At 65.3% G+C, this 23,252-nt stretch carries 18 protein-coding genes; 8 read left to right on the plus strand and 10 right to left on the minus strand.

The window, feature by feature from the left end; all coding sequences use genetic code 11:
* The first annotated feature begins 26 nt into the window (after positions 1-26).
* Positions 27-1,346 (plus strand): Na+/H+ antiporter family protein, encoded by a 1,320-nt coding sequence (locus tag IRZ77_RS22055; protein ID WP_046615399.1) that lies wholly within the window; start codon positions 27-29, stop codon positions 1,344-1,346.
* A 10-nt stretch (positions 1,347-1,356) separates the two neighbouring features.
* Here IRZ77_RS22055 and IRZ77_RS22060 read toward each other — a convergent pair whose 3' ends face one another.
* The 3 genes from IRZ77_RS22060 to IRZ77_RS22070 form a co-directional block, all read right to left on the minus strand.
* The gene (locus tag IRZ77_RS22060) at positions 1,357-2,364 is read right to left on the minus strand and encodes a FecR family protein (RefSeq protein ID WP_046615398.1); all 1,008 of its coding nucleotides are present in this window, start codon (positions 2,362-2,364) and stop codon (positions 1,357-1,359) included.
* A 289-nt stretch (positions 2,365-2,653) separates the two neighbouring features.
* A complete protein-coding gene (locus IRZ77_RS22065) occupies positions 2,654-4,423 on the minus strand; it encodes an acyl-CoA dehydrogenase C-terminal domain-containing protein (RefSeq protein WP_196174429.1) in 1,770 nt (589 codons plus the stop codon).
* A gap of 135 nt (positions 4,424-4,558) precedes the next feature.
* A complete protein-coding gene (locus tag IRZ77_RS22070; protein WP_085602181.1) occupies positions 4,559-6,181 on the minus strand; it encodes an acyl-CoA synthetase in 1,623 nt (540 codons plus the stop codon).
* Positions 6,182-6,374: 193 nt separating this feature from the next.
* Here IRZ77_RS22070 and IRZ77_RS22075 point away from each other — a divergent pair, with 193 nt between their 5' ends.
* The 5 genes from IRZ77_RS22075 to IRZ77_RS22095 all read left to right on the plus strand — a co-directional run bounded on the left by IRZ77_RS22075 (position 6,375) and on the right by IRZ77_RS22095 (position 11,882).
* Entirely contained in the window at positions 6,375-7,781 is a 1,407-nt protein-coding gene (locus IRZ77_RS22075) for a sensor histidine kinase (protein WP_046615395.1), read from the plus strand.
* A 6-nt stretch (positions 7,782-7,787) separates the two neighbouring features.
* Entirely contained in the window at positions 7,788-8,426 is a 639-nt protein-coding gene (locus tag IRZ77_RS22080; RefSeq protein ID WP_196174430.1) for a response regulator transcription factor, read from the plus strand.
* 226 nt (positions 8,427-8,652) lie between these two features.
* Positions 8,653-9,126, plus strand: coding sequence for a MarR family winged helix-turn-helix transcriptional regulator (locus IRZ77_RS22085; protein WP_046615393.1), 474 nt, complete (start codon positions 8,653-8,655; stop codon positions 9,124-9,126).
* A gap of 30 nt (positions 9,127-9,156) precedes the next feature.
* On the plus strand, positions 9,157-10,350 hold the full coding sequence (locus IRZ77_RS22090; protein WP_046615392.1) for an HlyD family secretion protein: 1,194 nt from the start codon (positions 9,157-9,159) through the stop codon (positions 10,348-10,350).
* Positions 10,347-11,882 carry a DHA2 family efflux MFS transporter permease subunit gene (locus tag IRZ77_RS22095; protein ID WP_135002330.1) on the plus strand — a complete coding sequence of 512 codons (1,536 nt, stop codon included), beginning with the start codon at positions 10,347-10,349 and terminating at the stop codon, positions 11,880-11,882. Before IRZ77_RS22090 ends, IRZ77_RS22095 begins: the two co-directional genes overlap by 4 nt.
* A 47-nt stretch (positions 11,883-11,929) precedes the next feature.
* On the opposite strand, the gene IRZ77_RS22100 is transcribed toward IRZ77_RS22095, so the two are convergent.
* Positions 11,930-12,880 carry an RnfABCDGE type electron transport complex subunit D gene (locus IRZ77_RS22100; RefSeq protein WP_135002329.1) on the minus strand — a complete coding sequence of 317 codons (951 nt, stop codon included), beginning with the start codon at positions 12,878-12,880 and terminating at the stop codon, positions 11,930-11,932.
* The gene (gene rsxC / locus IRZ77_RS22105; RefSeq protein WP_196174431.1) at positions 12,877-14,277 is read right to left on the minus strand and encodes an electron transport complex subunit RsxC; all 1,401 of its coding nucleotides are present in this window, start codon (positions 14,275-14,277) and stop codon (positions 12,877-12,879) included. The genes IRZ77_RS22100 and rsxC overlap by 4 nt, the downstream gene beginning before the upstream one ends.
* Before the next feature lie 251 nt (positions 14,278-14,528).
* Here rsxC and IRZ77_RS22110 point away from each other — a divergent pair, with 251 nt between their 5' ends.
* Together IRZ77_RS22110 and IRZ77_RS22115 are read left to right on the plus strand one after the other, a co-directional pair.
* Positions 14,529-15,545: an FAD:protein FMN transferase gene (locus IRZ77_RS22110; protein ID WP_196174432.1), complete on the plus strand. Its 1,017-nt coding sequence runs from the start codon at positions 14,529-14,531 to the stop codon at positions 15,543-15,545.
* A gap of 73 nt (positions 15,546-15,618) precedes the next feature.
* Entirely contained in the window at positions 15,619-16,365 is a 747-nt protein-coding gene (locus IRZ77_RS22115) for an SDR family oxidoreductase (protein ID WP_196174433.1), read from the plus strand.
* A gap of 9 nt (positions 16,366-16,374) precedes the next feature.
* On the opposite strand, the gene IRZ77_RS22120 is transcribed toward IRZ77_RS22115, so the two are convergent.
* The 5 genes from IRZ77_RS22120 to IRZ77_RS22140 form a co-directional block, all read right to left on the minus strand.
* Complete coding sequence (locus tag IRZ77_RS22120; RefSeq protein WP_196174434.1) at positions 16,375-18,069, minus strand: response regulator; 1,695 nt, start codon at positions 18,067-18,069, stop codon at positions 16,375-16,377.
* Positions 18,070-18,132: 63 nt separating this feature from the next.
* Positions 18,133-19,788 (minus strand): PAS domain-containing sensor histidine kinase, encoded by a 1,656-nt coding sequence (locus tag IRZ77_RS22125; protein ID WP_196174435.1) that lies wholly within the window; start codon positions 19,786-19,788, stop codon positions 18,133-18,135.
* 57 nt (positions 19,789-19,845) lie between these two features.
* On the minus strand, positions 19,846-21,255 hold the full coding sequence (gene mapR / locus IRZ77_RS22130; RefSeq protein WP_196174436.1) for a GntR family transcriptional regulator MpaR: 1,410 nt from the start codon (positions 21,253-21,255) through the stop codon (positions 19,846-19,848).
* A gap of 50 nt (positions 21,256-21,305) precedes the next feature.
* Positions 21,306-22,709 (minus strand): cytochrome c oxidase accessory protein CcoG, encoded by a 1,404-nt coding sequence (gene ccoG / locus IRZ77_RS22135; RefSeq protein ID WP_196174437.1) that lies wholly within the window; start codon positions 22,707-22,709, stop codon positions 21,306-21,308.
* Between the two features lie 121 nt (positions 22,710-22,830).
* The gene (locus IRZ77_RS22140) at positions 22,831-23,070 is read right to left on the minus strand and encodes a DUF3203 family protein (RefSeq protein WP_046615383.1); all 240 of its coding nucleotides are present in this window, start codon (positions 23,068-23,070) and stop codon (positions 22,831-22,833) included.
* Between the last annotated feature and the right edge of the window lie 182 nt (positions 23,071-23,252).

The following is a 23,252-nucleotide window of genomic DNA, read 5'->3' on the forward strand; positions in this document are numbered from 1 at the left end:
TTCTGTCGCAATGAGGTAAGCCAACCATGAATGCAGTGATCGCCGCGGTCGGCATCATGCTGATACTCAGCCTGTCCCGCGTGCACGTGGTCATCGCCCTGATCATCGGGGCCCTGGCCGGTGGGCTGGTGGGCGGCCTGGGTATCGAGGGTACGCTCAAGGCCTTCAACGGCGGCCTCGGTGGCGGGGCCACGGTGGCCCTGTCCTATGCACTGCTGGGCGCCTTTGCCGTGGCCATCGCCAAGTCCGGCCTGGCCCATGCCCTGGCCGACCGCGCCCTGGCCATGATCGACCGCCAGGGTCATGCCAATGGCGGCAAGGTCAAATGGTTGCTGGTCGGCCTGATGCTGGTGGTGGCGGTGTCGTCGCAGAACATCCTGCCTATCCACATTGCCTTCATCCCCTTGCTGGTGCCGCCGCTGCTGTACGTGCTGACCCGCCTGCGCATCGACCGCCGCCTGATCGCCTGCGTGATCACCTTCGGCCTGATCACCCCGTACATGTTCCTGCCGGTGGGCTTTGGCAACATCTTCCTCAACGAAATCCTGCTGGCCAACGTTGCCCGCGCGGGTGTCGACGTGAGTGGCGTGAATGTCACCCACGCCATGGCCATCCCGGCGGCCGGCATGCTGGCCGGCCTGTTGCTGGCGGTATTCATCAGTTACCGCAAGAAGCGTGACTACGACCTGGCGCGCATCGAGCAGGTGGAGCAGGTGAGCGTGCAGTACAACCCGCTGACCCTGCTGGTGGCCGGGTTGGCGATTGCCTCGGCGTTCATCATCCAGTTGTGGCTGGATTCGATGATCATCGGCGCGATGGTCGGCTTCCTGATCTTTTCGCTGTCGGGCATCGTGCGCTGGAAGGACACTGACGACCTGTTCACCGAAGGCATGAAGATGATGGCCATGATCGGCTTCATCATGATTGCCGCCTCGGGCTTTGCCGATGTGATGAAGGCCACCGGTGAGGTGAACAGCCTGGTGGAAACCTCGGCGCAGTGGATCGACCACAGCAAGGGCATCGGTGCCTTGCTGATGCTGCTGGTGGGCCTGTTGGTGACCATGGGCATCGGCTCGTCGTTCTCCACCGTGCCGATCCTGGCCGCGATCTTCGTGCCGCTGTGCGTGCAGCTGGGCTTCGACCCGCTGGCCACCGTGTGCATCGTTGGTACCGCCGGCGCCCTGGGTGACGCCGGCTCGCCTGCCTCGGACTCGACCCTGGGCCCGACCTCGGGGTTGAACGTGGATGGCCAGCACCACCATATCTGGGACACCGTGGTGCCCACCTTCATCCACTACAACCTGCCACTGCTGGCGTTCGGCTGGCTGGCGGCGATGACGCTGTAGGGGGAGGGCGTCAGCCCTTGTCGGGCGGCGGCGAGATGCGGTTGAGCACGGTGCTGCCGTCCTTGCTGCGGGTCAGGTAGACCGGCAGCACCTTGGGCAGGTTGTTGACCAGGCGCCCCACCTCGCGGGTGTTGTAGATGCCGCTGATGCGGATGCGGCCGGTACTGGCGTCGGCCAGCAGCAGCGGCGCATCGAGGTATCGGTTGATTATCGGCAGGGCCTGTTCCAGGCTCAGGTTGTCGAGCACCAGCTTGCCGTCGCGCCAGGCCAGGCTGTTGCCGTAGTCGTCGCTCTGCTCCAGTTGCGGCTCGAAGTCGCCCTTGTGATAACTGGCCTGCATCCCCGGGCCCAGGCGGTAGCCACCGGCGCTGCCGTCGCTGGATACCAGCACCGAACCTTCCACCAGGGTGACCTTGACCTGGTCCTGGTACTTCCACACGTTGAACTGGGTGCCGGTAACGCGGGTCTGGCCACGACCGGCATGCACGATGAACGGGTGGCTGCTGTCGTGTTGCACCTTGAAGAACGCCTCGCCACGCTTGAGCGTGACCTGGCGCTGGTCCTTGTAGTTGAGGTAGGTGAGCTCGGTGTTGAGGTTGAGCTGCACCGTGCTGCCGTCGCTCAGCTGCACGGTCTGCATGTGCGCACCGGCTTCGAAGTGCTGATAGTGATTGGGTAGCCAGCCTTGTTCCCAGCCCACCCAGCCGGCCAGCGGCAGCACCGCCAGGGCGATCGCGGCAGCGGATGCCAGCGGCCGCCAGTTGCGCGGGCGTGCGGCCTTTTGCACGGGCGGGTTGAAGTCGATGACGGTTGCATTGCGCGGCAGCAGGTCGGCGGTTTGCCAGATTTCCAGCATCGCCTGGTATTCCTCGGCATGCCGGGGGTCGGCCGCCAGCCAGCGGGCGAACGCCTCGCGCTCTGTCACCGTGCAATCTTCGGCGTGCAGGCGCATGCACCAGTGCGCGGCGGCGTCGGTGATGGCATCGTCTGGGCTGGGATTGAGGCGGTCGTGGTTCATTGCGGCTCCGGGTTTTGCGCATTCTACCCTTGCTGGAGGGCTCCCGAGAACCGAGGTAATGGCGAATGACTATCAGTTGTGCCGGTTTTCGTCGGATTGGTGATGGTTTTCCAGCGTTTGAGAACCCTTCGCGCAGGTTCATTCAGGCTGAAATCGTTGGGGCTGCTGCGCAGCCCTTTCGCGACACAAGGCCGCTCCCACAGGTACAGCGCTGCCCGATGGGTTTGTGCGATACCAGTGGGAGCGGCCTTGTGTCGCGAAAGGGGCGCATAGCGCCCCCAGCGGCTCATCAGAACTGCGTCGCCTCCAAACCATAAAGGCTGCCACTTCCCGCCCGAATACTCGCCTCCAGCCCCAACCCCCGCGGCAGAACACGCTGGAAGAAGAACTCCGCGCACGCAAGCTTGGCCCCATGAAATGCGGCATCTTCGTCACGCCTGGCCAACGCCACCGCGGCCATCCGCGCCCACATGTAGGCATACGCCGTCAGCCCGAACAGCTGCAGGTATTCCACCGCCACTGCGCTGACCAGGTTGGCATCCTCGCTGGCCCGCGCCCGCAGCCAGGCGCTGGTGGCCTCCAGCCGCGCCAGGCTCGCTTGCAGGGCATCACGGTGCAATGGCGCATCCACGCTGAAGGCCCGCACCTCGGCGGCAAAGCTGGCCAGCGCCCGGCCACCGTCAGCCAGCACCTTGCGCCCGAGCAGGTCGAGGGCCTGGATGCCATTGGTGCCTTCATAGATCTGCGCAATGCGTACGTCGCGCACCCGCTGCTCCTGGCCCCATTCGCGGATGTAGCCATGGCCGCCGTACACCTGCTGGCCGAGTACGCAGCTTTCCAGGCCGTTGTCGGTGAAGAACGCCTTGGCCACCGGCGTCAGCAGCGCCACCAGGCGCTGCGCATGTTCGCGCTCGCCAGCGTCTTCAGCGTAGCGCGCCAGGTCCAGTTGCTGGCCGACGTAGGCGGCAAACGCCCGCCCACCTTCGGTGAGGGTGCGCATGGTCAGCAGCATGCGCCGCACATCGCCGTGGTGAATGATCGGGTCGGCAGCCTTGTCCTGTGCCTGCGGGCCGCTGGCGGCGCGGCTTTGCAGGCGTTCGTTGGCGTAGCGGGCGGCGCTCTGGTAGGACGCCTCGGCACAGCCGATGCCCTGGATGCCGATGGACAGGCGCTCGTAGTTCATCATGGTGAACATCGCCGCCAGGCCCTTGTTCGGCTCGCCCACCAGGTAACCGACGGCACTGTCGAAGTTCATCACGCAGGTGGCCGAGGCCTTGATGCCCATCTTGTGTTCGATCGAGCCGCAATGGGCGGCGTTGCGCGCCCCCAGGCGGCCATCGGCCTCGACCAGGTACTTGGGCACCAGGAACAGCGAGATGCCCTTGGCACCGGTCGGTGCATCCGGCAGCTTGGCCAGCACCAGGTGGACGATGTTCTCGGTCAGGTCCTGTTCGCCGCCGGTAATGAAGATCTTGCTGCCGCTGATGCGATAGCTGCCGTCTGCCTGGGGTTCGGCGCGGCTGCGGATCAGCCCCAGGTCGGTACCAGCATGGGGTTCGGTGAGGCACATGGTGCCGGCCCAGCGGCCCTCGTACAGGGGCGGCAGGTAGGTGGCCTTGAGCGTTTCGCTGGCGTGGGCGTCGATCGCCAGGCAACTGCCGGCGCTCAACGCCGAATACAGGCTGAAGCTGCAGTCGGCGGCATAGAGCATTTCCTCGAACAGCACCCCGAGCATTTTCGGCATGCCCATGCCGCCATGTTCGGGGTTGCCGCCCAGGCCGACCCAACCGCCTTCGCGGTAGGTGTGCCAGGCCTCGCGGAAGCCGTCAGGGGTGGTGACTTCGCCTGCGGCGAAGCGCACGCCTTGCTCGTCACCGTTGCGGCTGAGCGGGGCAATCAGCTGGCCGGTGACTTTGGCTGCTTCCTCGAGGATGGCATCGGCGGTATCGGCGTCGATGCGCTCGGCCAGGGCTGGCAGGCGGGCCCACAGGGCCGGGGCGTTGAACACATCATGCAGGACGAAGCGCATGTCGCGCAGGGGGGCTGTGTAGGTGGTCATCGGGAGCTCTTGGAATAAGGGAAACATGGGCTGGCCTCTTCGCGGGCACGCCCGCTCCCACAGGTCAAGCACAGGGTTCGAGGCCGGTGCGGTCCCTGTGGGAGCGGGCATGCCCGCGAAGAGGCCACCACTGGATCAGAGGGCTTTGGCCCGGTCGCGCAGCACGTACTTCTGGATCTTGCCGGTGGAGGTCTTGGGCAGTTCGCCAAACACCACGGTCTTTGGCACCTTGAACCCGGCCAGGTGCTCGCGGCACCAGCTGGTGATGTCGGCTTCGCGGGTGTCTTCGCGGCCCGGCTTGAGGGCAATGAAGGCGCACGGGGTTTCCCCCCATTTTTCATCCGGACGCGCCACCACCGCGGCTTCCAGTACCGCCGGATGCTTGTACAGGGCATCCTCGACCTCGATGGTGGAGATGTTCTCACCACCGGAAATGATGATGTCCTTGAGCCGGTCCTTGATCTCGACATAGCCGTCGGCGTGCCACACGGCCAGGTCACCTGTGTGGAACCAGCCGCCACGGAAGGCTTCGACGGTGGCTTCGGGGTTCTTCAGGTAGCCCTTCATCACCGTATTGCCGCGCATGAAGATCTCGCCAAGGGTATTGCCGTCGCGCGGCACGGGCTCGAGGGTTTGCGGGTCGGCGACCATCAGGCCGTCGAGGGTCGGGTAGCGCACGCCCTGGCGGGACTTGATCCGCGCGCGCTCTTCCAGCGCCAGTTCATCCCATTCGTCATGCCAGGCACACACGGTCACCGGGCCGTAGACCTCGGTCAGGCCGTAGGTGTGGGTGACCCGGATGCCCATCTCTTCCACGGCGCCGATGACCTTGGCGGGGGGCGCGGCGCCGGCGACCATGGCCTGCACCGGGTGCTCGATGGCCGCCTTGGCCGCCTCGGGCATGTTGACCAGGGCGTTGAGTACGATCGGCGCGCCGCACAGGTGGCTGACCCGGTGCTCGCGGATCAGGGTCAGGATCTTCTGCGGGTCGACCCGGCGCAGGAACACATGGGTGCCGGCCAGCGCGGTGATAGTCCATGGGTAGCACCAGCCGTTGCAGTGGAACATCGGCAGGGTCCACAGGTACACCGGGCGATGGCCCATGCCCCAGACCATCTGGTTGCCCAGGGCGTTCAGGTAAGCGCCACGGTGGTGGTAGACCACGCCCTTGGGGTTGCCGGTGGTGCCGGAGGTGTAGTTGAGCGAGATCGCCTGCCACTCGTCATCGGGCCACTCCCAGGCAAAGTCCGGGTCGCCCTCGGCGAGGAACGCCTCATAATCCAGTTCGCTGACCGCACGGCCTTCGCCATACTCCGGGTCATCCACATCCACCACCAATGGCGGGTGCTCGAGCAAGGCCAGGGCCGCCTCGATGACCGTGTGGAACTCGCGGTCGGTGATCAGCACCTTGGCCTCGCCATGCTGCAGCATGAAGGCGATGGCTTCGGCATCCAGGCGGACGTTCAGGGTGTTGAGCACGGCGCCGGTCATGGGCACGCCAAAATGGGCTTCGAGCATGGCCGGAATGTTGGGCAGCATCACCGCCACGGTGTCGCCACGACCGATACCCCGGCCCACCAGGGCGCTGGCCAGGCGCCGGCAGCGTTGGTAGGTCTGCTGCCAGTTGCGGCGGATGGCACCATGCACTACCGCCGGATAGTCGCCGTATACGGCAGCGGTGCGTTCGATGAAACTCAGCGGAGTGAGCGCGACATGGTTGACGGCAGCGGGCATCAGGCCCTGGGCATAGATCGACATGCGGTAATCCTGTAGGGGAGGCAGGCACAACCTGTGCGCTTGACCCCCGGTGGCTGATTGTTAGCTCTGTTCAGGGTGCAGGGACGCGGACGGTGGGCCGCTCCCTTGTCGCAGTTTTACGCGAGTCGCTATGGTATTAGGAATATCGACTATAGCAATATAGTAAAACTACTATAACAACGAGCCGCCTACCGTGGACAACACTGCCTATCCCTTGCTCGCCAAGGACCCACAACCCAGCCTGATGCTGGCTGGCGACGCCAGGCCGTTGGCACTCAACCCGGCACTGCAGGCCTGGGTCGATGAAGGCCCGGCACTGGCCAGCTGGCTGCCGGGCAACTGCACCGCCCTGGTGCGCGCCTGCCTGCGCCAGCGCCGGGCGATCGCCGATGTCGAGGTGCAAGTCGGCGAACGCATCGTGCTGTGGAGCTTCATCCCTGACGACCAGGGCCAGCAGGTGCTGGCGCGTTGCCGCGACGCCAGCGACGAGCGCCATGGCGCACGCGAGGCCAGCCGCGCCCGGCGTCTGTACCGGCTGATCATCGAGAACACCACCGATCTGATCTCCCGGCACAGCCCTGACGGCCGTTTCCTCGATGCCTCGCCGGCGGCATTCCGCCTGCTTGGCCTGTGGCCCGAGCAACTGCGCGGCATGGCCGTGCATACCTTGCTGCACCCACGCGAGCGTCGCCAGGTGCTGCGCCAGGCCGCCGCCGCCCTGGACCAGGACGGCTACCACACCATGACCTGCCGCGTGCGCCAGGCCGCAGGCGGCTACCGCTGGTTCGAAATCGCCAGCCGGGCCATCCGCGAAACCTACACCGGCGCGGTGGTCGAGGTGGTCAGCGTGTCTCGCGACATCACCCTGCGCATCGAAGCCCAGGAAAGCCTGGCGCACAGTGCCCGGTTGGCCACCTTGGGCGAGCTGGCTTCGGGCATTGCCCACGAGATCAACCAGCCGTTGGCTGCAGTGGTCAACTACGCCAATGCCAGCCAGCGCTACCTGCAGGGCCTGGAGCGTGACCCGCAGGCCCGCGAGCGGGTGGGGCAGGGCCTGCAGCGCATCTGCGAACAGGCCACCCATGCCGCCGAAGTGATCCGCCGCCTGCGCGCCTTCCTGCGCAAGGGGCCACGCCGCCTGCAGGCGCTGGACGTGGCCGAGGTGGCCGGCGAAGCCATGCGCCTGTGCGCCTGGGAGGCCGCACGTGACCAGGTGGTGGTCGAGCTGCGCATGAGCGCGCAGCTGCCCTTGGTGTATGCCGACCGGGTACTGCTGGAGCAGGTGCTGTTGAACCTGCTGCGCAACGCCATCGATGCCAACCGCGAGCAGCATGGCGAGCGGCCGTCACGTATCCTGCTTGGCGCCGCGCGCGATGGCGATGGCGTGCTGGTCGAGGTGGCCGACCAGGGCCCGGGCGTGGCGCCCGAGCGCCTGGATGAAATCTTCACGCCGTTCACCACCAGCAAGGCCGACGGCCTGGGTCTTGGCCTGAGCATGAGCCGCAGCCTGATCGAGGGCTTTGGCGGCAACCTGTGGGCGCGAGCCGGTGACAATGGTGGTCTGGTACTGTGCTGCCGCCTGGCGGTCAGCAGGGGATAAGGGGAGATGGCGGTGCAAGCGAAAGTGTATGTGGTGGATGACGACCAGGGTATGCGGGACTCCACGGTGTGGCTGCTGCAGTCGGTGGGCTTGCAGGCCTTGCCGTTCGCCGGTGGGCAGGCGTTTCTCGACGCCTGCGTCGACGATGGGCCGGCTTGCGTGCTGCTGGATGTGCGCATGCCCGGGCTGGGCGGGTTGGCGGTGCAGCAGGCGATGCGCGAGCGTGGCCTGGGGTTGCCGGTGATCTTCGTCAGCGGCCATGCCGATGTGCCGATCGTGGTGCGGGCATTCAAGGCCGGCGCCTGCGACTTCATCGAAAAGCCCTACAACGACCAGTTGCTGCTCGACAGCGTACAGGCCGCGCTGGAGAACGCCGGGCGGGCACGCCAGGACGACCAGGCGCTGGCCCGGGTGCAGGCGCGCATCGACGGCCTGACCCCGCGCGAGCGCGATGTGTTCGAGCCGTTGGCCCAAGGGTTGAGCAACCGCGAGATTGCCGAGCGGCTGGGCGTGAGCGTGAAGACGGTGGACCTGTACCGGGGGCGAGTGATGAAGCGGTTGCAGGCCGATAGCCTGGCGGAGTTGGTGGGCATGGCCATAGCCTGCGGGGCGGTGGAGGCATTGGGCCTGCGATTGCGGCAGTGACAGCAGTCACAGTTCCCTGTGGGAGCGGGCGTGCCCGCGAAGCAGGCACCGCGGAGGATGGCACGGGCTTCGCCCGTGTTCGCGGGCATGCCTGCTCCCACAAGGGCGCGCAGGTTTTCAGGTGTGCTTAAGCAATTCATGAAATTTTCCATAGCAACCTAATCAAAGCTTTGACATTCACTGCCTAGGCAGTAATATTTTTACACAATTAATCGAGCAGTCTCCGATGGCCCATTTCTCCCCCGAAAACTTCCAGACCTGCGCCATCGGCATGCTGCTTGGCCGTGCGGCGATCCTCAAGGACCGCATTCTCGACTGGCACCTCGAATCGGAAGGCGTCACCGCCGCGCAGTTCAAGGTGCTGATCATCGTCACCCAGTACCAGGTGGACACCCCGGCCGAACTGTGCCGTTACCTGGGCCTGGACAGCGGCTCGATGACCCGCATGCTCGACCGCCTCGAGCAGAAGGAGCTGATCGTGCGCAACCGCTGCGCCGACGACCGCCGCCAGGTGCGTCTGGCCCTTACCGCCGATGGCCAGCGCCTGGCTGACCGCCTGCCGGAAATCGGCGCGGCGGCCATGAACGAGTTGTGCGGCGCGCTGGCAGCCGAAGAGCTCCAGACCCTGGAAGGCCTGCTGGCCAAGGTCCTGCTCGCTGCCGGCGACCCGTTGACGATCCGCCGCTTCGGCGATCGTTGATCCCTGTCACGAATTATCCAAGGTATTGTCATGGCCACTCCCGCAGACACCCCGACTCCCTCCGCCGCGCCCGAACCGTCGCGCAAGCGCAAGGCCTGGCTGCTTGGCCTGCTATTGCTGCTGATCCTTGCCGGCGCCGGTGCCTGGGCCTGGTACAGCCTGGTCGGGCGCTGGCACGAAAGCACCGACGATGCCTACGTCAACGGCAACGTGGTGGAGATCACCCCGCTGGTCACCGGCACCGTCACCAGCATCGGTGCCGATGACGGCGACCTGGTCCACGCCGGCCAGGTACTGCTGCAATTCGACCCGGCCGACAGCCAGGTGGCTTTGCAGTCTGCCGAAGCCAGGCTGGCGCGCAGCGTGCGCCAGGTGCGCGGGTTGTACAGCAACGTCGACGCGCTCAAGGCCCAGCTGGAAACCCGCCAGGCCGAGCTGCGCAAGGCCCGGCAGGACTTCAATCGGCGCAAGGTGCTGGCCGACAGCGGTGCGATTGCTGCCGAAGAGTTGTCCCATGCCCGCGATGACCTGAGCGTGGCCGAGGCCGCCGTCAACAGTGCGCGCCAGCAGCTCAGCACCAGCACCGCGCTGGTCGACGACACCGTGGTGTCCTCGCACCCCGAGGTGATGGCCGCCGCCGCCGACCTGCGCCAGGCCTACCTCGACCACGCCCGCACCACCCTTGTGGCACCGGTCACCGGCTATGTTGCCAAGCGTACCGTGCAGCTGGGCCAGCGCCTGCAACCGGGCACCGCGACCATGGCAGTGATCCCGCTGGACCAGGTGTGGATCGACGCCAACTTCAAGGAAACCCAGCTGCGCGACATGCGTATCGGCCAGCCGGTGCAGATCAGCGCCGACCTGTACGGCAGCGAAGTCAGGTACAGCGGCACGGTCGACAGCCTAGGCGCCGGCACCGGCAGCGCCTTTGCCCTGTTGCCTGCGCAGAATGCCACCGGTAACTGGATCAAGATCGTCCAGCGCGTGCCGGTGCGCATCCACCTCAGCCCCGACCAGCTCAAGGACCACCCACTGCGTATCGGCCTGTCCACCGTGGTCGAGGTCGACCTGCACGACCAGAGCGGCCCGGCCTTGGCCCAGCAGCCACCACAGCAGGCCAGCTACACCACCCAGGTGTATGACCGCCAGCTGGTCGAAGCCGACAACCTGATTGCCCGGTTGATCCACGAAAACAGCGCAACCGGCAAGACGGCCCAGCGATGAGCAACAACGCTGCTGCCCAGTTCACGCCGCCGAGCCTGCTGCTGACCACCATCGGCCTGTCGCTGGCGACGTTCATGCAGGTGCTCGACACCACCATCGCCAACGTGGCCTTGCCAACCATTTCCGGCAACCTGGGGGTGAGCTACGAGCAGGGCACCTGGGTCATCACCTCGTTCGCGGTGAGCAACGCCATCGCCTTGCCGCTGACCGGCTGGCTCAGCCGGCGGTTTGGCGAGGTGAAGCTGTTCATCTGGGCCACGCTGCTGTTCGTGCTGGCCTCGTTCCTGTGCGGTATTGCCCAGTCGATGCCGGAGCTGGTCGGTTTTCGCGTGCTGCAGGGCGTGGTGGCCGGGCCGTTGTACCCGATGACCCAGACCTTGCTGATCGCGGTCTACCCGCCGGCCAAGCGCGGCATGGCCCTGGCGCTGCTGGCGATGGTCACGGTGGTGGCGCCGATTGCCGGGCCGATTCTCGGGGGCTGGATCACCGACAGCTACAGCTGGCCGTGGATCTTCTTCATCAACGTGCCCATCGGCCTGTTCGCCGCCGCCGTGGTGCGCCAGCAGATGCGCACCCGGCCGGTGGTCACCAGCCGCCAGCCGATGGACTACATCGGCCTGCTGACGCTGGTCATCGGCGTTGGTGCGTTGCAGGTGGTGCTGGACAAAGGCAATGACCTGGACTGGTTCGAGTCGTCGTTCATCATTGTCGGCAGCCTGATCTCGCTGGTGTTCCTGGCGGTGTTCGTGATCTGGGAACTGACCGACCGTCACCCGGTGGTCAACCTGCGCCTGTTCGCGCACCGCAACTTCCGCGTCGGCACCATCGTGCTGGTGGGGGGCTATGCCGGGTTCTTCGGCATCAACCTGATCCTGCCGCAGTGGCTGCAGACGCAGATGGGCTACACCGCTACCTGGGCCGGCCTGGCGGTGGCGCCGATCGGCCTGTTGCCGGTGCTGATGTCGCCGTTCGTGGGCAAGTACGCGCACCGCTTCGACCTGCGTGTGCTGGCCGGGCTGGCGTTCCTGGCGATCGGCAGCAGCTGCTACATGCGTGCCGGGTTCACCAGCGAGGTGGACTTCCAGCATGTGGCGCTGGTGCAGCTGTTCATGGGCATTGGCGTGGCGCTGTTCTTCATGCCGACCTTGAGCATCCTGCTGTCCGACCTGCCACCGCAGCAGATTGCCGATGGCTCGGGCCTGGCAACTTTCCTGCGTACCTTGGGCGGCAGTTTCGCAGCGTCGCTGACCACCTGGATCTGGATTCGCCGGGCGGACCAGCACCATGCCTACCTGAGCGAGCACATCAGCCAGTTCGACCCGGCCACGCGGCATACCCTCGAGCAGCTGGGTGGGGCCAGCCCGCAGAGCTATGCGCAGCTGGAGCAGATACTCAACGGGCAGGCGTACATGATGTCGACGGTGGACTACTTCACCCTGATGACCTGGGTGTTTGCCGGGTTGATCCTGCTGGTGGGGTTTGCCAAACCGCCCTTTACCGCCAAGGCCGGGCCGGCGTCGGCAGGGCATTGAGCCGGGCCAGAACAAGGCCCGGGCTCTAGCCCTTGCCAAATGCCATGTCAGGCACTCGCTGCTGTGTACCAGGGCCGCTGCATGCGCAGCACCAACCGGTCTATTTGCGGCACCAGAAGGTTGCCGGCCAGCACGGCGAAGCAGAGGCCATCGGCATACAGCCCGAATTCGCGAATCAGCTCGGTCAGCGTGCCGACGGTGACGCCGAAGAGAATGCGACCGGCGCGGGTATCTGGGCTGGTTACCGGATCGGTGGCGATGAAGAAGGCGGTGAAGAGATAGCCGCCTAGGCTGAGGTTGTACACGGCTTCCTGAAAGCTGTGGCCGGCAGCCATGCACAGCAATACCGTGCTCGCTATCATCGCCAGCGGAATCTCGATCCGAATCACCCGCAGCGAAGCCAGCAGCAAACCGCCGGCAATGTAGCCGAACCCCGACAGGTTGTGGGTGACATGGGTGAACTCGTTCTGCGCCAGCTGAGTGGCGCCGGCGAACGCATCGAGATCCAGGCGCGGCACCAACTGTAGCTGTTGCAGCAGAACCGCCTTGACATCCAGGGCTGCGGTCCAGGGGGCATGGTTCGATGGCGCGGGGTACAACTGCTGGTAAAAGCAGATGGCAACGATCCCCAGGCCAACCATGGCAGGGTTGAGGCGGTTGCGACCAAGGCCTCCACTGGCGTGCTTGCACAGTGCGAGCGCGGCAAAGCTGGCCAGGGCGATCATCCATAACGGCACCATCAGCGGCAATGCCCGCGCCAGTATCAGGCCCAGCACCAGCCAGCTGAGGTCGCTCAAACCCTCGCGTACGGCATGCCCGCGCAGGCGCAGCAGGGCGGCTTCGAAGCCCAGGGCGAACAGTACGCACCAGAAGGCCTGCACCCAGACCACGACACCGAATTGCCAGGCATACAGGCCGGTGCCCGGCAGCAGGCACAGGACGACCAGCAGCATCACCGTGCGCAGCCGTTGCGGGATGGGGTGGCGTACCAGGCTCATGCGCGGACCTCCGTCTTGCTCTGGCGGAAGCGTTCGCGCAACGGGATATTGCTTGGGCAGATGCTGCTGCAGCTGCCGCATTCGATGCAGGCGTCCAGGCGCAGTTCCTGCAGGCTGGCCTTGTCCTGGCGTTCGGCGGCAGCATAGAGGTCCAGCGGCCTGAGCGACATCGGGCAGACATCCACGCAGCGCGTGCAGCGAATGCAACTGCTGGCGGGGCGAGCCGCTGGCAGGTAGCGCTCGGCGCCGAATATCAGGCAGCTGCTGGTCTTGCTGACGAAGGCGTTGGCGTCTGGTAGTGGCTGGCCCATCATCGGGCCGCCGACCTGGGTCAGCTGCCCAGTGGGGGACGCGCCAGCAATCGCGCGCAGTTCACTGACCGGGTAACCCACTGGCACCCGCACATTGCCTGGGCGCTCGCAGTCACCGGTCAGCGTCAGCACGCGGCTGGTCAGTGGTTCGCCATGGAAGACGGCCCGGCCCAGTGCGTAGAGCGTTGCGACATTCAGCGCCAGCACGCCGATATCGGCAGGCCGGCTCCCCGGGGCCAGATTGCGGCCACTGAGGCTCTTGATCATCAGTGGTTGCCCACCTGCCGGGTAACGCTCCGGAAGTGGACAAATCTCGACCCGGGTACGCGCCTGGCGAGCGGCGGCACGTAGCGTGGCCATCGCTTCCGGCTTGTTGGTTTCTATGCCGAAACGGGTTGCCGTTATCCCAAGCAGTGCGGCGACATAGTCGGCGGCCTCGATCAACGCTTCGGCATTCTCGCGCATGAGGCGGTCATCGCAGGTAAGGAACGGCTCGCACTCGGCACCGTTGATCAGCAGCAGGTCGGGCTGCCGGGCGCCGGCCAGCTTGAGGGCTGTCGGGAAACCCGCACCACCCAGGCCGACTATGCCCATCTGCAATGCACGCTCGACCAGCGCATCTGGCGTTTGCGGCAGGCCCGGTGCCGGGCGTTCGATGCACTCATCCAGGCCATCTGCGTTCAGGATGACGGCCATGACCGGCTCGGCCGAGTCGGCCGCGAAGACGTGGTCGATCCGTTCCACGGTGCCGGAGGTACTGGCATGCACCCAAGCGGTGGTGTTGTCGCCAATACCGATCACTTCGCCCTTGCGCACATGCTGCCCCGGCTGCACGCAAGGCTGGACAAACCGCCGACCCCGCCCGAGCGGGATCGCCAGCTGGATCTTTCCGAGTGCGACCGGGGCAACTGGCGTGGCGTTGGACAGTTCCTTGTATCCCCTGAGCTCGATCCCTCCGTGCCAACTACGCTGAGAAGACGAGGCGATTGCCAGCAGACGGCGCCAGAAAGGCTTCTGTTGCGGCTGACGCTGGGCGCGGATGCGGCTCTGCAGGCGTTCGACGCTCTGCAACGAATGGCTAGACATTGACTGTCCTCCAATTTTTGGGCAAAGGACGCCCCTATGCGCTTATGCACATGATGGTTTTGTAAATTCCGGGACGTTAAGCGGAAAGGGAGGGGGGATGATTGATCACCCGCGCAGATAAGAGTGCTCGAGGAGGATTTTGTTCGGTTTTTGACCAGGTTTGCTGATGAACGGTAGGCCAATTGCCATCTCGCAATTCTGGTGAAATAACCTGCGCCGCGAACGGGCGGCCAGAGTCGGCGAGGTGTCGAATGATGCGCGCGAGTCTGCTGGTCATGCTGGTGACGCTGCTGTGTGGCTGCGGCGAAAGGATCGAACGCTTTGGCGGGCCGACCATGGGCAGCACTTATTCGGTCCAGTACGTACCCACCGCGCAGGCGCCCACCGCGCAGCAGGTAAAGAGTGAAGTCGAGATGATTCTCGAGGCGCTCGACAAGCAGTTTTCCAACTGGCGCGGCGACTCCGTGGTTTCCCGCTTCAACGCTCTGCCGGCCGGCGCCTGTCAGGCAGTGCCGGAAGAGATGCAGCACTTGCTGGCGTACGGTGTTTCTCTGTTCCGCGAAAGCGGCGGGGCCTTTGACCTGACGGTTTTGCCATTGATGAACCTCTGGGGCTTTGGCCCGCAGTCACGAGGCAGGCAAGTGCCAGATGCCAGCACGCTGGCGCGTGAGCAGGCACGGGTAGGCCTGCAGCATTTGCACCTGGATGGAGAAAAGCTGTGCAAGGATGTGGCGGCGCAGTTGGATTTCGACAGCATGCTCGCCGGTTATGCAGTGGACCGGGTAGGTGACAGGCTTGCGGCGTTGGGCATCCAGGCCTATCTGGTCGAGATCACCGGCGAACTCAAGGGGGTCGGCCGCAAGCCGGATGGCGCGCCCTGGCGTATTGCCCTCGAAGTACCAAGTGGCGAGGGCGAGCAGCAAGTGGAGCGCGCCATCGCCCTGGATGGCTACGGTGTTGCCACCGCCGGCGATTACCGCAACTATTTCGAGGAAGGTGGCCAGCGCTATTCGCATACCTTCGATCCACGTGTCGGCAAGCCGGTCAAGCACGCGCTGGCGGCAGTGTCGGTGGTCGACCCTTCCGTGCTGCGTGCCGATGCCCTGGATACGCTGTTGATGGTGCTCGGCCCGGAGGAAGGCTATGCCTTCGCCGAGCGGCATGAAATAGCTGCCTATTTCATCATGCACCAGGGGCTGGGTTTCGTTGCGCGGGCGACACCGCGATTCGAGACGTTGTTTCCCCGGCAGGGCAAGCCCAGGCAGTAAAAGGAAAGGTCATTCCCACGCGCAGCCTTTTCCCCTATTGTCGAAGCTCCCTTTCCAAACGATTGGCAGATCCATGGAGAAAGTCCTCGTCATCACCGGTGCCAGCCGCGGCATCGGCGCCGCCACGGCACTGCTGGCCGCCCGCCAGGGCTATCGCATCTGCATCAACTATCACACCGACGATCAAGCCGCCGATGACATCCTTGAACAGGTCCGCGCCTTGGGCGCCGAGGCTATCGCCGTACGCGCCGACGCCAGTGTCGAGGATGAGGTCATCCGGCTGTTCCAGCGCGTGGACGAAGAACTCGGCCCGGTCACCGCACTGGTCAACAACGCAGGTACCATCGGCCAGCAAAGCCGGGTCGAGGACATGTCCGAATTCCGTCTGCTCAAGGTCATGAAGACCAATGTCGTCGGCCCCATGCTCTGTACCAAGCACGCACTGCTGCGCATGGCGCGCCGGCACGGCGGGCAGGGCGGGGCCATCGTCAACGTGTCGTCGGTGGCCGCACGCCTGGGCTCGCCCAACGAATACGTGGACTATGCCGCTTCCAAGGGCGCCCTCGACACCTTCACCATTGGCCTGGCAAAGGAAGTGGCAGGCGAGGGTGTGCGGGTAAATGGTGTGCGGCCAGGCTACATCCATACCGGGTTCCACGCGCTGTCGGGCGACCCCGACCGGGTAAGCAAGCTGGAGCCCAGCTTGCCCATGGGCCGCGGCGGGCGCCCCGAGGAAGTGGCCGAGGCCATCCTCTGGCTGCTCTCGGACAAAGCCTCGTACTCCACCGGCAGCTTCATCGACCTGGGCGGCGGGCGCTGAGCGCGCCGCTCAATCCTCCAGCAGCGCGCGTATTCGGTCGGCCAGCACTGCCAGCTCGAACGGTTTGGTCAGTACCTGAGTACCTTGCAGCAACTGGCCGTCACTGAGCGCCGCACTTTCGTCGTAGCCGGTGATGAACAGCACCCTGAGGCCGGGGTGGCGCTCGCGGCAACGTTCAGCCAACTGGCGGCCATTCAGGCCGCCGGGCAGGCCGATATCGCTCAACAGCAGGTCTGGCCGCTCGCCATCTTGCAGGTAAGCGAGGGCGGCCGGGCCGTTCTCGAATGCATCGACCCGATAACCCAGTTCTTCCAGCACCTCGCAGACGACCACGCGCAAGGCGGCGTGGTCTTCGACCAGCAGGATACGCTGCGTGGCGCTGCTGCTTTTTTCCAGCAATGTGCGCGCTGGCCTGGTGGCGGGGGCTGCGGGGGGCTGGTGGTGGCGGGGAAGCAGCAGCTCGATGCGGGTGCCTTCGCCAAGTGTCGACAACACCCGTAGCTGCCCGCCCGACTGGCGTACGAAACCGTAGGCCATCGACAAGCCCAGGCCGGTGCCCTGGCCCATCGGCTTGGTGGTAAAGAACGGGTCGACGGCGCGTTCGGCCACCTCCGCCGACATGCCGTTGCCGTTGTCGCTGATGCACAGCCGTACGTATTCACCAGCTGGCAGTTCCAGTGCACGGGCTTGCTGGTCGTCGAGCTGCAGGTTGTCACCGAGGATATCGATCACGCCGCCGGCGGGCATGGCATCGCGGGCATTGATGCACACGTTGAGCAGGGCGCATTCCAGTTGCGGCGGGTCGATGAAGGTCGGCCACAGCTGGCAGGGGAAATGGCTGGTCAGGGTGATGGAGGGGCCGATGGTGCGGCGCAGCAGCTCTTCCATGCCGCTCACCAGCGTGGCCACCTGCGTGGAGCAGGGCTGCAGGGTCTGCTGACGGGAAAATGCCAGCAGCCGGTGTACCAGCGAAGAGGCCCGCTGCGCCGAGTCGCTGGACAGCTTCAGCAACGGCTCCAGGGCGTCGAAACGGGATTGCTCCAGGCGTTGGCGCATCAGCTCCTGGGCACTGAGGATGCCGCCCAGCAGGTTGTTGAAGTCGTGGGCGATGCCGCCACTGAGCTGGCCGATCGCTTCCATCTTCTGTGCCTGGCGCAGGGCCTCCTCGGCCTTGGCCTGTTCTGCCAGTGCCGTGTTGACTCGTTGTTCCAGCTCCTCGTTCAGGCGCCGCAGGGCCTCCTCTGCCCGTCGGCGTGCGGTGACGTCCTTGAACAGTACCGCCACCTGGCGCTTTTCGGCAGGCTCTACGCGGAAGGTGGTCACCGACAACACATGGCCGGTGGCGACCAGCTCCTGCTCGAAATGCAGCGGCTCGCCCGTGCGCAGCACCGCGCCATAACGAGCGACCCAATCGTCGGCCTCATCGGGCACCATCTCGCGCAGTTTCTGCCCGACCACGTTGGGGATGCCGGCGTGCTTGGCATAGGCCGCATTGGCCAGCACATGCACATAGTCGCTCAGCGGGCCGTGCGGGCCATCGAAGAACTCGATGATGCAGAAGCCTTCGTCCATGGTGTCGAACAGCGAGCGGTAGAAGTTATGGTCGTGTTGCTGATGGCTTGCCAGGCGGGCTTCCAGCAGCGCGTTCTGTTGCTGCAGGGCTTCGACTTGTTGGCGCAGTGAAAGCAGGTCGCGGGAGGGCATGCCGACGTCCGACAGTGGATGAAGCCCAGACTTTAGCGTGTTCGGCAACAGGCGAATAGCCAGTCAACGCGGGTGTGGCGCAATGCCCAGCAGCCGCTCGATCCGTTCGCCAAGGGTGCTCAGGTCGAAGGGTTTGTGCAGCAGTTCGGTGCGCCTGTCGGGCCGGGCAAAGTGCATCGTATCGGCAGCGTCGTAGCCGGTAATCAGCAATACCGGGGCATGCTCCACAAGGTTTTGGTAGGCCTCTGCGAGCTGATAACCGTCAACCCGCCCAGGCAGGCCGACATCGGTAATCAGCAAGTCCGGTGGCGGCCCTTCCTTCAACGATTCAAGCGCCGGGTGGCCGCCCTCGAAAGCCTGCACCTGGTGGCCCAGCTCCGTCAGCACTTCGACCAGCACCAGGCGCAAGGCCGGTTGGTCTTCCACCAGCATGATCCGGCACCCGCGCGCCTGCAGGGGCGCGGTGGCGGATGTTGCTGGCTCGTCGTGGCAGGTTGCGGGAGCGCTCCGGTCCCGGGGCAGGTACAGGTGAATGCAAGTGCCTTGCCCGATGACGCTGTCGATCAGCAGCTGGCCCCCGGACTGGCGAACAAAGCCATAGACCATGGACAATCCCAGGCCAGTGCCCTGGCCCAGTGGCTTGGTGGTGAAGAAGGGTTCGAGGGCGCGTTGCAGCACCTCACTGGACATGCCCACGCCAGTGTCCTCGACTCGAATGCGCAGGTAGTGGCCTGGCGGCAGGTCCAGGCGCTTGGCGTCGGCCGCTTCGAGATCGGCGTTTACGCAGCCGATCCGCAAGGTGCCGCCCAGCGGCATGGCGTCACGTGCGTTGATGCACAGGTTGAGCAGGGCGTTCTCCAGCTGTTGCGGGTCGATGCGGATCGACCATTGTGCAGCCAGCGTGCGGTCCTGGAAGTCGATGTGACGGCCGGTCGAGCTGCGGATCAGGTCATGCATGTCGGCAACCAGTCGCTGCACGTCCACCGCCTGTGGCATCAGCGTCTGCTGGCGCGAAAAGGCCAGTAACCGCTGCACCAGGGCTGAGGCGCGCAGTGCGTTGCTACGGCCGAGCCCAAGCATGCGGGCGGTGTCGGCAAGGCGTTGTTGGCTCAGGCGTTGCTCTGCCAGTTCCAGTGCGCCAAGCAGGCTGCCCAGCAAGTTGTTGAAGTCGTGGGCGATGCCACCGGTCAACTGGCCGACCGCCTCCATTTTCTGCGACTGGCGCAGGGCTTCTTCGGCCTGGCGCAGGCGCTCCTGCTCGGCCGTGCGCTCGGTGATGTCATAGGCAAACAGATACCCGCCCTGGACTTGCTGTTGCGCATCGTGCAACGGGTGGTAGCGAATCTCGTAGTGGCGGGGGGCGTCGGGCGGGCCGAGGGTGATGGTGTCGATGAAGGCTTCGCCGGCCAGCACGCGTGGCCACACCGGTGCCAGGCGGCCCATGATGTCAGGCTGGTTGATCAGGAACTGTGGCACGTAATCGCCGATCTGCGGCACGAAGCCACGGTAACGCTCGAAGGTTTCCCGGGCCGTGCGGTTGATCGCTATCAGGCGCATGCTGCGGTCGGCAGCAAACACGTTGGCCAGGCTGTTGTCGAGCAGCTCGCCCAGCAGCTGGATATGGGCCTGTACCGTGTCGTCGCGCTTGGCCAGGCGCGCTTCCAGTTCTGCGACACGCGCTTGCAGCTGTGCCAATGACGGGAGCGAATCTGCTTGCATGGCGAGGGCCCGGTGAGCGTATCGGGCAACTATAGTCGCCCACCGGGGCACCAGCCATCAGAACGAGCGGATGATCCGCCCCAGGGTTTCCATGGCCCGTTCGGCATCCTCGTGCCAGGGGCTGCCGTAGTTCAGGCGGATGCAGTTGCCGAAGCGCCGGGTGGGCGAGAAGATCGGCCCGGGGGCGATGCTGATGCCTTGGGCCAGGGCCATGTGGAACAGCTTGAGGGCGTCCATCTGTTCGGGCAGCTCCAGCCACAGGAAGTAGCCGCCGGACGGTTGGCTGACCCGCGTCTGCGCCGGGAAATGCCGGGCAATGGCCGCCAGCATGTTGGCCTGCTGGCCTTCCAGGGCATAGCGCAGTTTGCGCAGGTGGCGGTCGTAGCCACCGTGCTGCAGGTAGTCGGCGATGGCCGCCTGGGCCGGCATCGAGGCGCACAGCGAGGTCATCAGCTTGAGCCGTTCGATCTTCTGCGCAAAGCGCCCGGCTGCCACCCAGCCGATGCGGTAGCCGGGTGCCAGGCTCTTGGCGAACGAGCCGCAGTGCATCACCAGGCCCTGGGTGTCGAAGGCCTTGGCCGGTTTGGGTGCCTGTTGCGAGTAGTACAGTTCGGCGTACACGTCGTCTTCGATCAATGGCACCTGATGACGCGCCAGCAGCTCTACCAGTGCCTGCTTTTTCGCTTCCGGCATGCTGGCACCCACCGGGTTCTGGAAGTTGGTCATGCACCACACGGCCTTGACCGGGTGCTTCTCCAGCGTTTGCGCCAGCACACCCAGGTCCATGCCTTCACGCGGGTGCACAGGGATTTCCACGGCCTTGAGCTTGAGCCGCTCCAGTACCTGCAGGCAGGCATAGAAGGCGGGGGCTTCGATGGCCACCAGGTCGCCGGGCTGGGTGACGGCCTGCAGGCACAGGTTCAAGGCTTCCAGCGCGCCGTTGGTGATCAGCAGCTCCTCCATCGGCAGCATCAGCCCGCCGACCATGTAGCGCAGGGCAATCTGCCTGCGCAGCTGCGGGTTGCCGGGTGACAGGTCGGTCACCACCATGCGCGGGTCCATGCTGCGGCTGGCGCTGGCCAGCGAGCGCGCCAGGCGTTGCAGCGGAAACAGCTCGGGGCTGGGGAAGGCCGAGCCGAACGGCACGGTGTTTGGGTCCTTGATCGAGTCGAGGATCGAGAACACCAGCGCGCTGACGTCGACGTCGGTGGATTCGCTGACCGGCTGCAAGGCCTGCGGCTCGCTGAACTGGCGCGGGGCGTGGGCGTTGACGAAATAGCCCGAGCGCGGCCGGGCACGGATCAACCCGCGCCGCTCCAGCAGGTAGTAGGCCTGGAACACCGTGGACGGGCTGACCCCGTGGGTCTGGCTGGCATAGCGCACCGAGGGTACGCGCTGGCCGGGGCCCAGCACCCCGGAGCGGATCAGTTCGGCGATGTCGTCGGCAAAGCGTTCGTAGCGTTTCATTCTGGCCTTCTGTCGAAGCCTGGCAGGCAAGGTGGAATCAGTGTAAGGGATCAACGGTTCATCGGTGCGACGAAGCGGCTGTGGGCCACGCTGCGGATGCTGGGGTCGTCGCGCTCGCTGATTTCAAAGCTCAGCGTCTGCGAGCTGCTGGCCGGGCGCTCGGCGAGCATCGCCACCGACACCGGCAGTTCACTCATTTCACCGGCCGGGATCATGAATGAGGTCTTGCCTTGCAGGCTGAAGCCGTCGGCGTCCAGCAGGCGCAGCGCGTAGTGCCGGGTGCTTTCGGTCTTGTTGATGACCTTGAGCAGGTAGATGTTCTCGATCTGGCCCTGGGCATTCTCGCGGAACAGGCCGCGGTCCTTGATCACGTCCAGCGACACCATCGGGCGCAGCTGCAAGGCCACCACCAGCGCCGCGATCATCACCCCCAGCGCGGCAGCGTAGCCCAGCAGGCGCGGGCGCAGCCAATGGGTGGTGCCACCTTGCAGGCTGCGTTCGGACTTGTAGCCGATCAGGCCACGGGCGTAGCCCATCTTGTCCATTACCCCGTCACAGGCATCGATGCATGCCGCGCAACCGATGCACGCCATTTGCAGGCCATCGCGGATATCGATGCCGGTGGGGCATACCTGCACGCACAAGGTGCAGTCGATGCAGTCGCCCAGGCCCTGGGCGCGGAGGTCACTGCCTTTCTTGCGCGGGCCACGGGCTTCGCCGCGACGCGGGTCATAGGCGACCGCCAGGGTGTCCTTGTCGAACATCACGCTCTGGAAGCGCGCATAGGGGCACATGTGCAGGCACACCGCTTCGCGCAGCAGGCCGGCATTGACGTAGGTGGCGGCGGTGAAGAACAGCACCCAGAACAGCGCCACGCCGCCCAGTTGCAAGGTGAACAGTTCTGCCGCCAGGGGGCGGATCGGGGTGAAGTAGCCGACGAAGGTCAGCCCGGTGAGCACGCCAATGCCCAACCACAGGCTGTGCTTCAGCGTGCGACGAGCCAGTTTGTTCAGGCTCCAGGGCGCGGCGGCCAGCTTGATGCGCTGGTTGCGGTCGCCCTCGGTGACCTTTTCGCACCACATGAACAGCCAGGTCCAGGTGCTTTGCGGGCAACTGTAGCCGCACCACACGCGGCCGGCATACACGGTGATGGCGAACAGGCCGAAGGCGCAGATGATCAGCAGCGCCGACAGCAGGATGAAGTCCTGCGGCCAGAAGGTGGCGCCGAAGATGTGGAACTTGCTGTTGCCAAGGTCCCACAGCACGGCCTGGCGGCCGTTCCAGTTCAGCCAGGCGGTGCCGAAGAACAGTACGAACAGGGCGCCGGCGAAGCCGATGCGCAGGTTGCGGTACAGCCCGGTGAAGCTGCGGGTATGGATACCATTGTCGGCGCGTCGCGGCAGGGGGCTGGCTGGGGCGGTGGCGATCTCTGTGAAAGGGATTCTATCGTTCATGGCTCGGTGCTCATCAGGCCTCGATCAGGCATGAGCACTATGGCCCTGAGGCTGTTATCAGCACAGGCTCAGATTTTGCGATAAAAACCGTATCAGATTTCCGGGCGGGCCCCGCCAGGCCTCAGATTACCGAGCCTGGAGTGCTGGCCTTCAGATGCCTGCGGCTATCCACCGCACCCGCCACTGTCAGTGCATCGGCCTCGGCTTCAGTGATGGGCACACGCTGGCCGGCGAGCAAGGCCACGGACATGCGCAGCTGTTCGTCGGTGACGATTTCGATGGACGGGCCATCACCCTCGATGCGCAGGTCTTCGCTGATGAGGGTGCAGCGGCGGGTGGTTTCATCGATTTCAACGGGCATGGGGTGGTCCTCCTGGGGGTGGTTACAGGGTGGACCACAGGGGGACGGCGGTTTCTGCATCAGGAAGCTGAGCGGCACTTTGCGCTGTGTTCATAGGTCAGTCTTTGTAGATGGCAGGCCGGCCTCTTCGCGGGTAAACCCGCCCCCACAGGTGTTCCGATCCCTGTGGGAGCGGGTTTACC

Origin of the sequence: Pseudomonas pudica, from assembly GCF_015680405.1 — a bacterium.
In the GTDB taxonomy this organism is placed as follows: domain Bacteria; phylum Pseudomonadota; class Gammaproteobacteria; order Pseudomonadales; family Pseudomonadaceae; genus Aquipseudomonas; species Aquipseudomonas pudica.

Bases quoted from the DNA above. Each gene is read 5' to 3' on its own strand.
- IRZ77_RS22055 (WP_046615399.1), top strand. From the start codon at position 27: ATGAATGCAGTGATCGCCGCGGTCGGCATCATGCTGATACTCAGCCTG.
- IRZ77_RS22060 (WP_046615398.1), bottom strand. From the start codon at position 2,364: ATGAACCACGACCGCCTCAATCCCAGCCCAGACGATGCCATCACCGAC.
- IRZ77_RS22065 (WP_196174429.1), bottom strand. From the start codon at position 4,423: ATGACCACCTACACAGCCCCCCTGCGCGACATGCGCTTCGTCCTGCAT.
- IRZ77_RS22070 (WP_085602181.1), bottom strand. From the start codon at position 6,181: ATGTCGATCTATGCCCAGGGCCTGATGCCCGCTGCCGTCAACCATGTC.
- IRZ77_RS22080 (WP_196174430.1), top strand. From the start codon at position 7,788: ATGGCGGTGCAAGCGAAAGTGTATGTGGTGGATGACGACCAGGGTATG.
- IRZ77_RS22085 (WP_046615393.1), top strand. From the start codon at position 8,653: ATGGCCCATTTCTCCCCCGAAAACTTCCAGACCTGCGCCATCGGCATG.
- IRZ77_RS22090 (WP_046615392.1), top strand. From the start codon at position 9,157: ATGGCCACTCCCGCAGACACCCCGACTCCCTCCGCCGCGCCCGAACCG.
- IRZ77_RS22095 (WP_135002330.1), top strand. From the start codon at position 10,347: ATGAGCAACAACGCTGCTGCCCAGTTCACGCCGCCGAGCCTGCTGCTG.
- IRZ77_RS22100 (WP_135002329.1), bottom strand. From the start codon at position 12,880: ATGAGCCTGGTACGCCACCCCATCCCGCAACGGCTGCGCACGGTGATG.
- rsxC (WP_196174431.1), bottom strand. From the start codon at position 14,277: ATGTCTAGCCATTCGTTGCAGAGCGTCGAACGCCTGCAGAGCCGCATC.
- IRZ77_RS22110 (WP_196174432.1), top strand. From the start codon at position 14,529: ATGATGCGCGCGAGTCTGCTGGTCATGCTGGTGACGCTGCTGTGTGGC.
- IRZ77_RS22115 (WP_196174433.1), top strand. From the start codon at position 15,619: ATGGAGAAAGTCCTCGTCATCACCGGTGCCAGCCGCGGCATCGGCGCC.
- IRZ77_RS22120 (WP_196174434.1), bottom strand. From the start codon at position 18,069: ATGCCCTCCCGCGACCTGCTTTCACTGCGCCAACAAGTCGAAGCCCTG.
- IRZ77_RS22125 (WP_196174435.1), bottom strand. From the start codon at position 19,788: ATGCAAGCAGATTCGCTCCCGTCATTGGCACAGCTGCAAGCGCGTGTC.
- mapR (WP_196174436.1), bottom strand. From the start codon at position 21,255: ATGAAACGCTACGAACGCTTTGCCGACGACATCGCCGAACTGATCCGC.
- ccoG (WP_196174437.1), bottom strand. From the start codon at position 22,709: ATGAACGATAGAATCCCTTTCACAGAGATCGCCACCGCCCCAGCCAGC.
- IRZ77_RS22140 (WP_046615383.1), bottom strand. From the start codon at position 23,070: ATGCCCGTTGAAATCGATGAAACCACCCGCCGCTGCACCCTCATCAGC.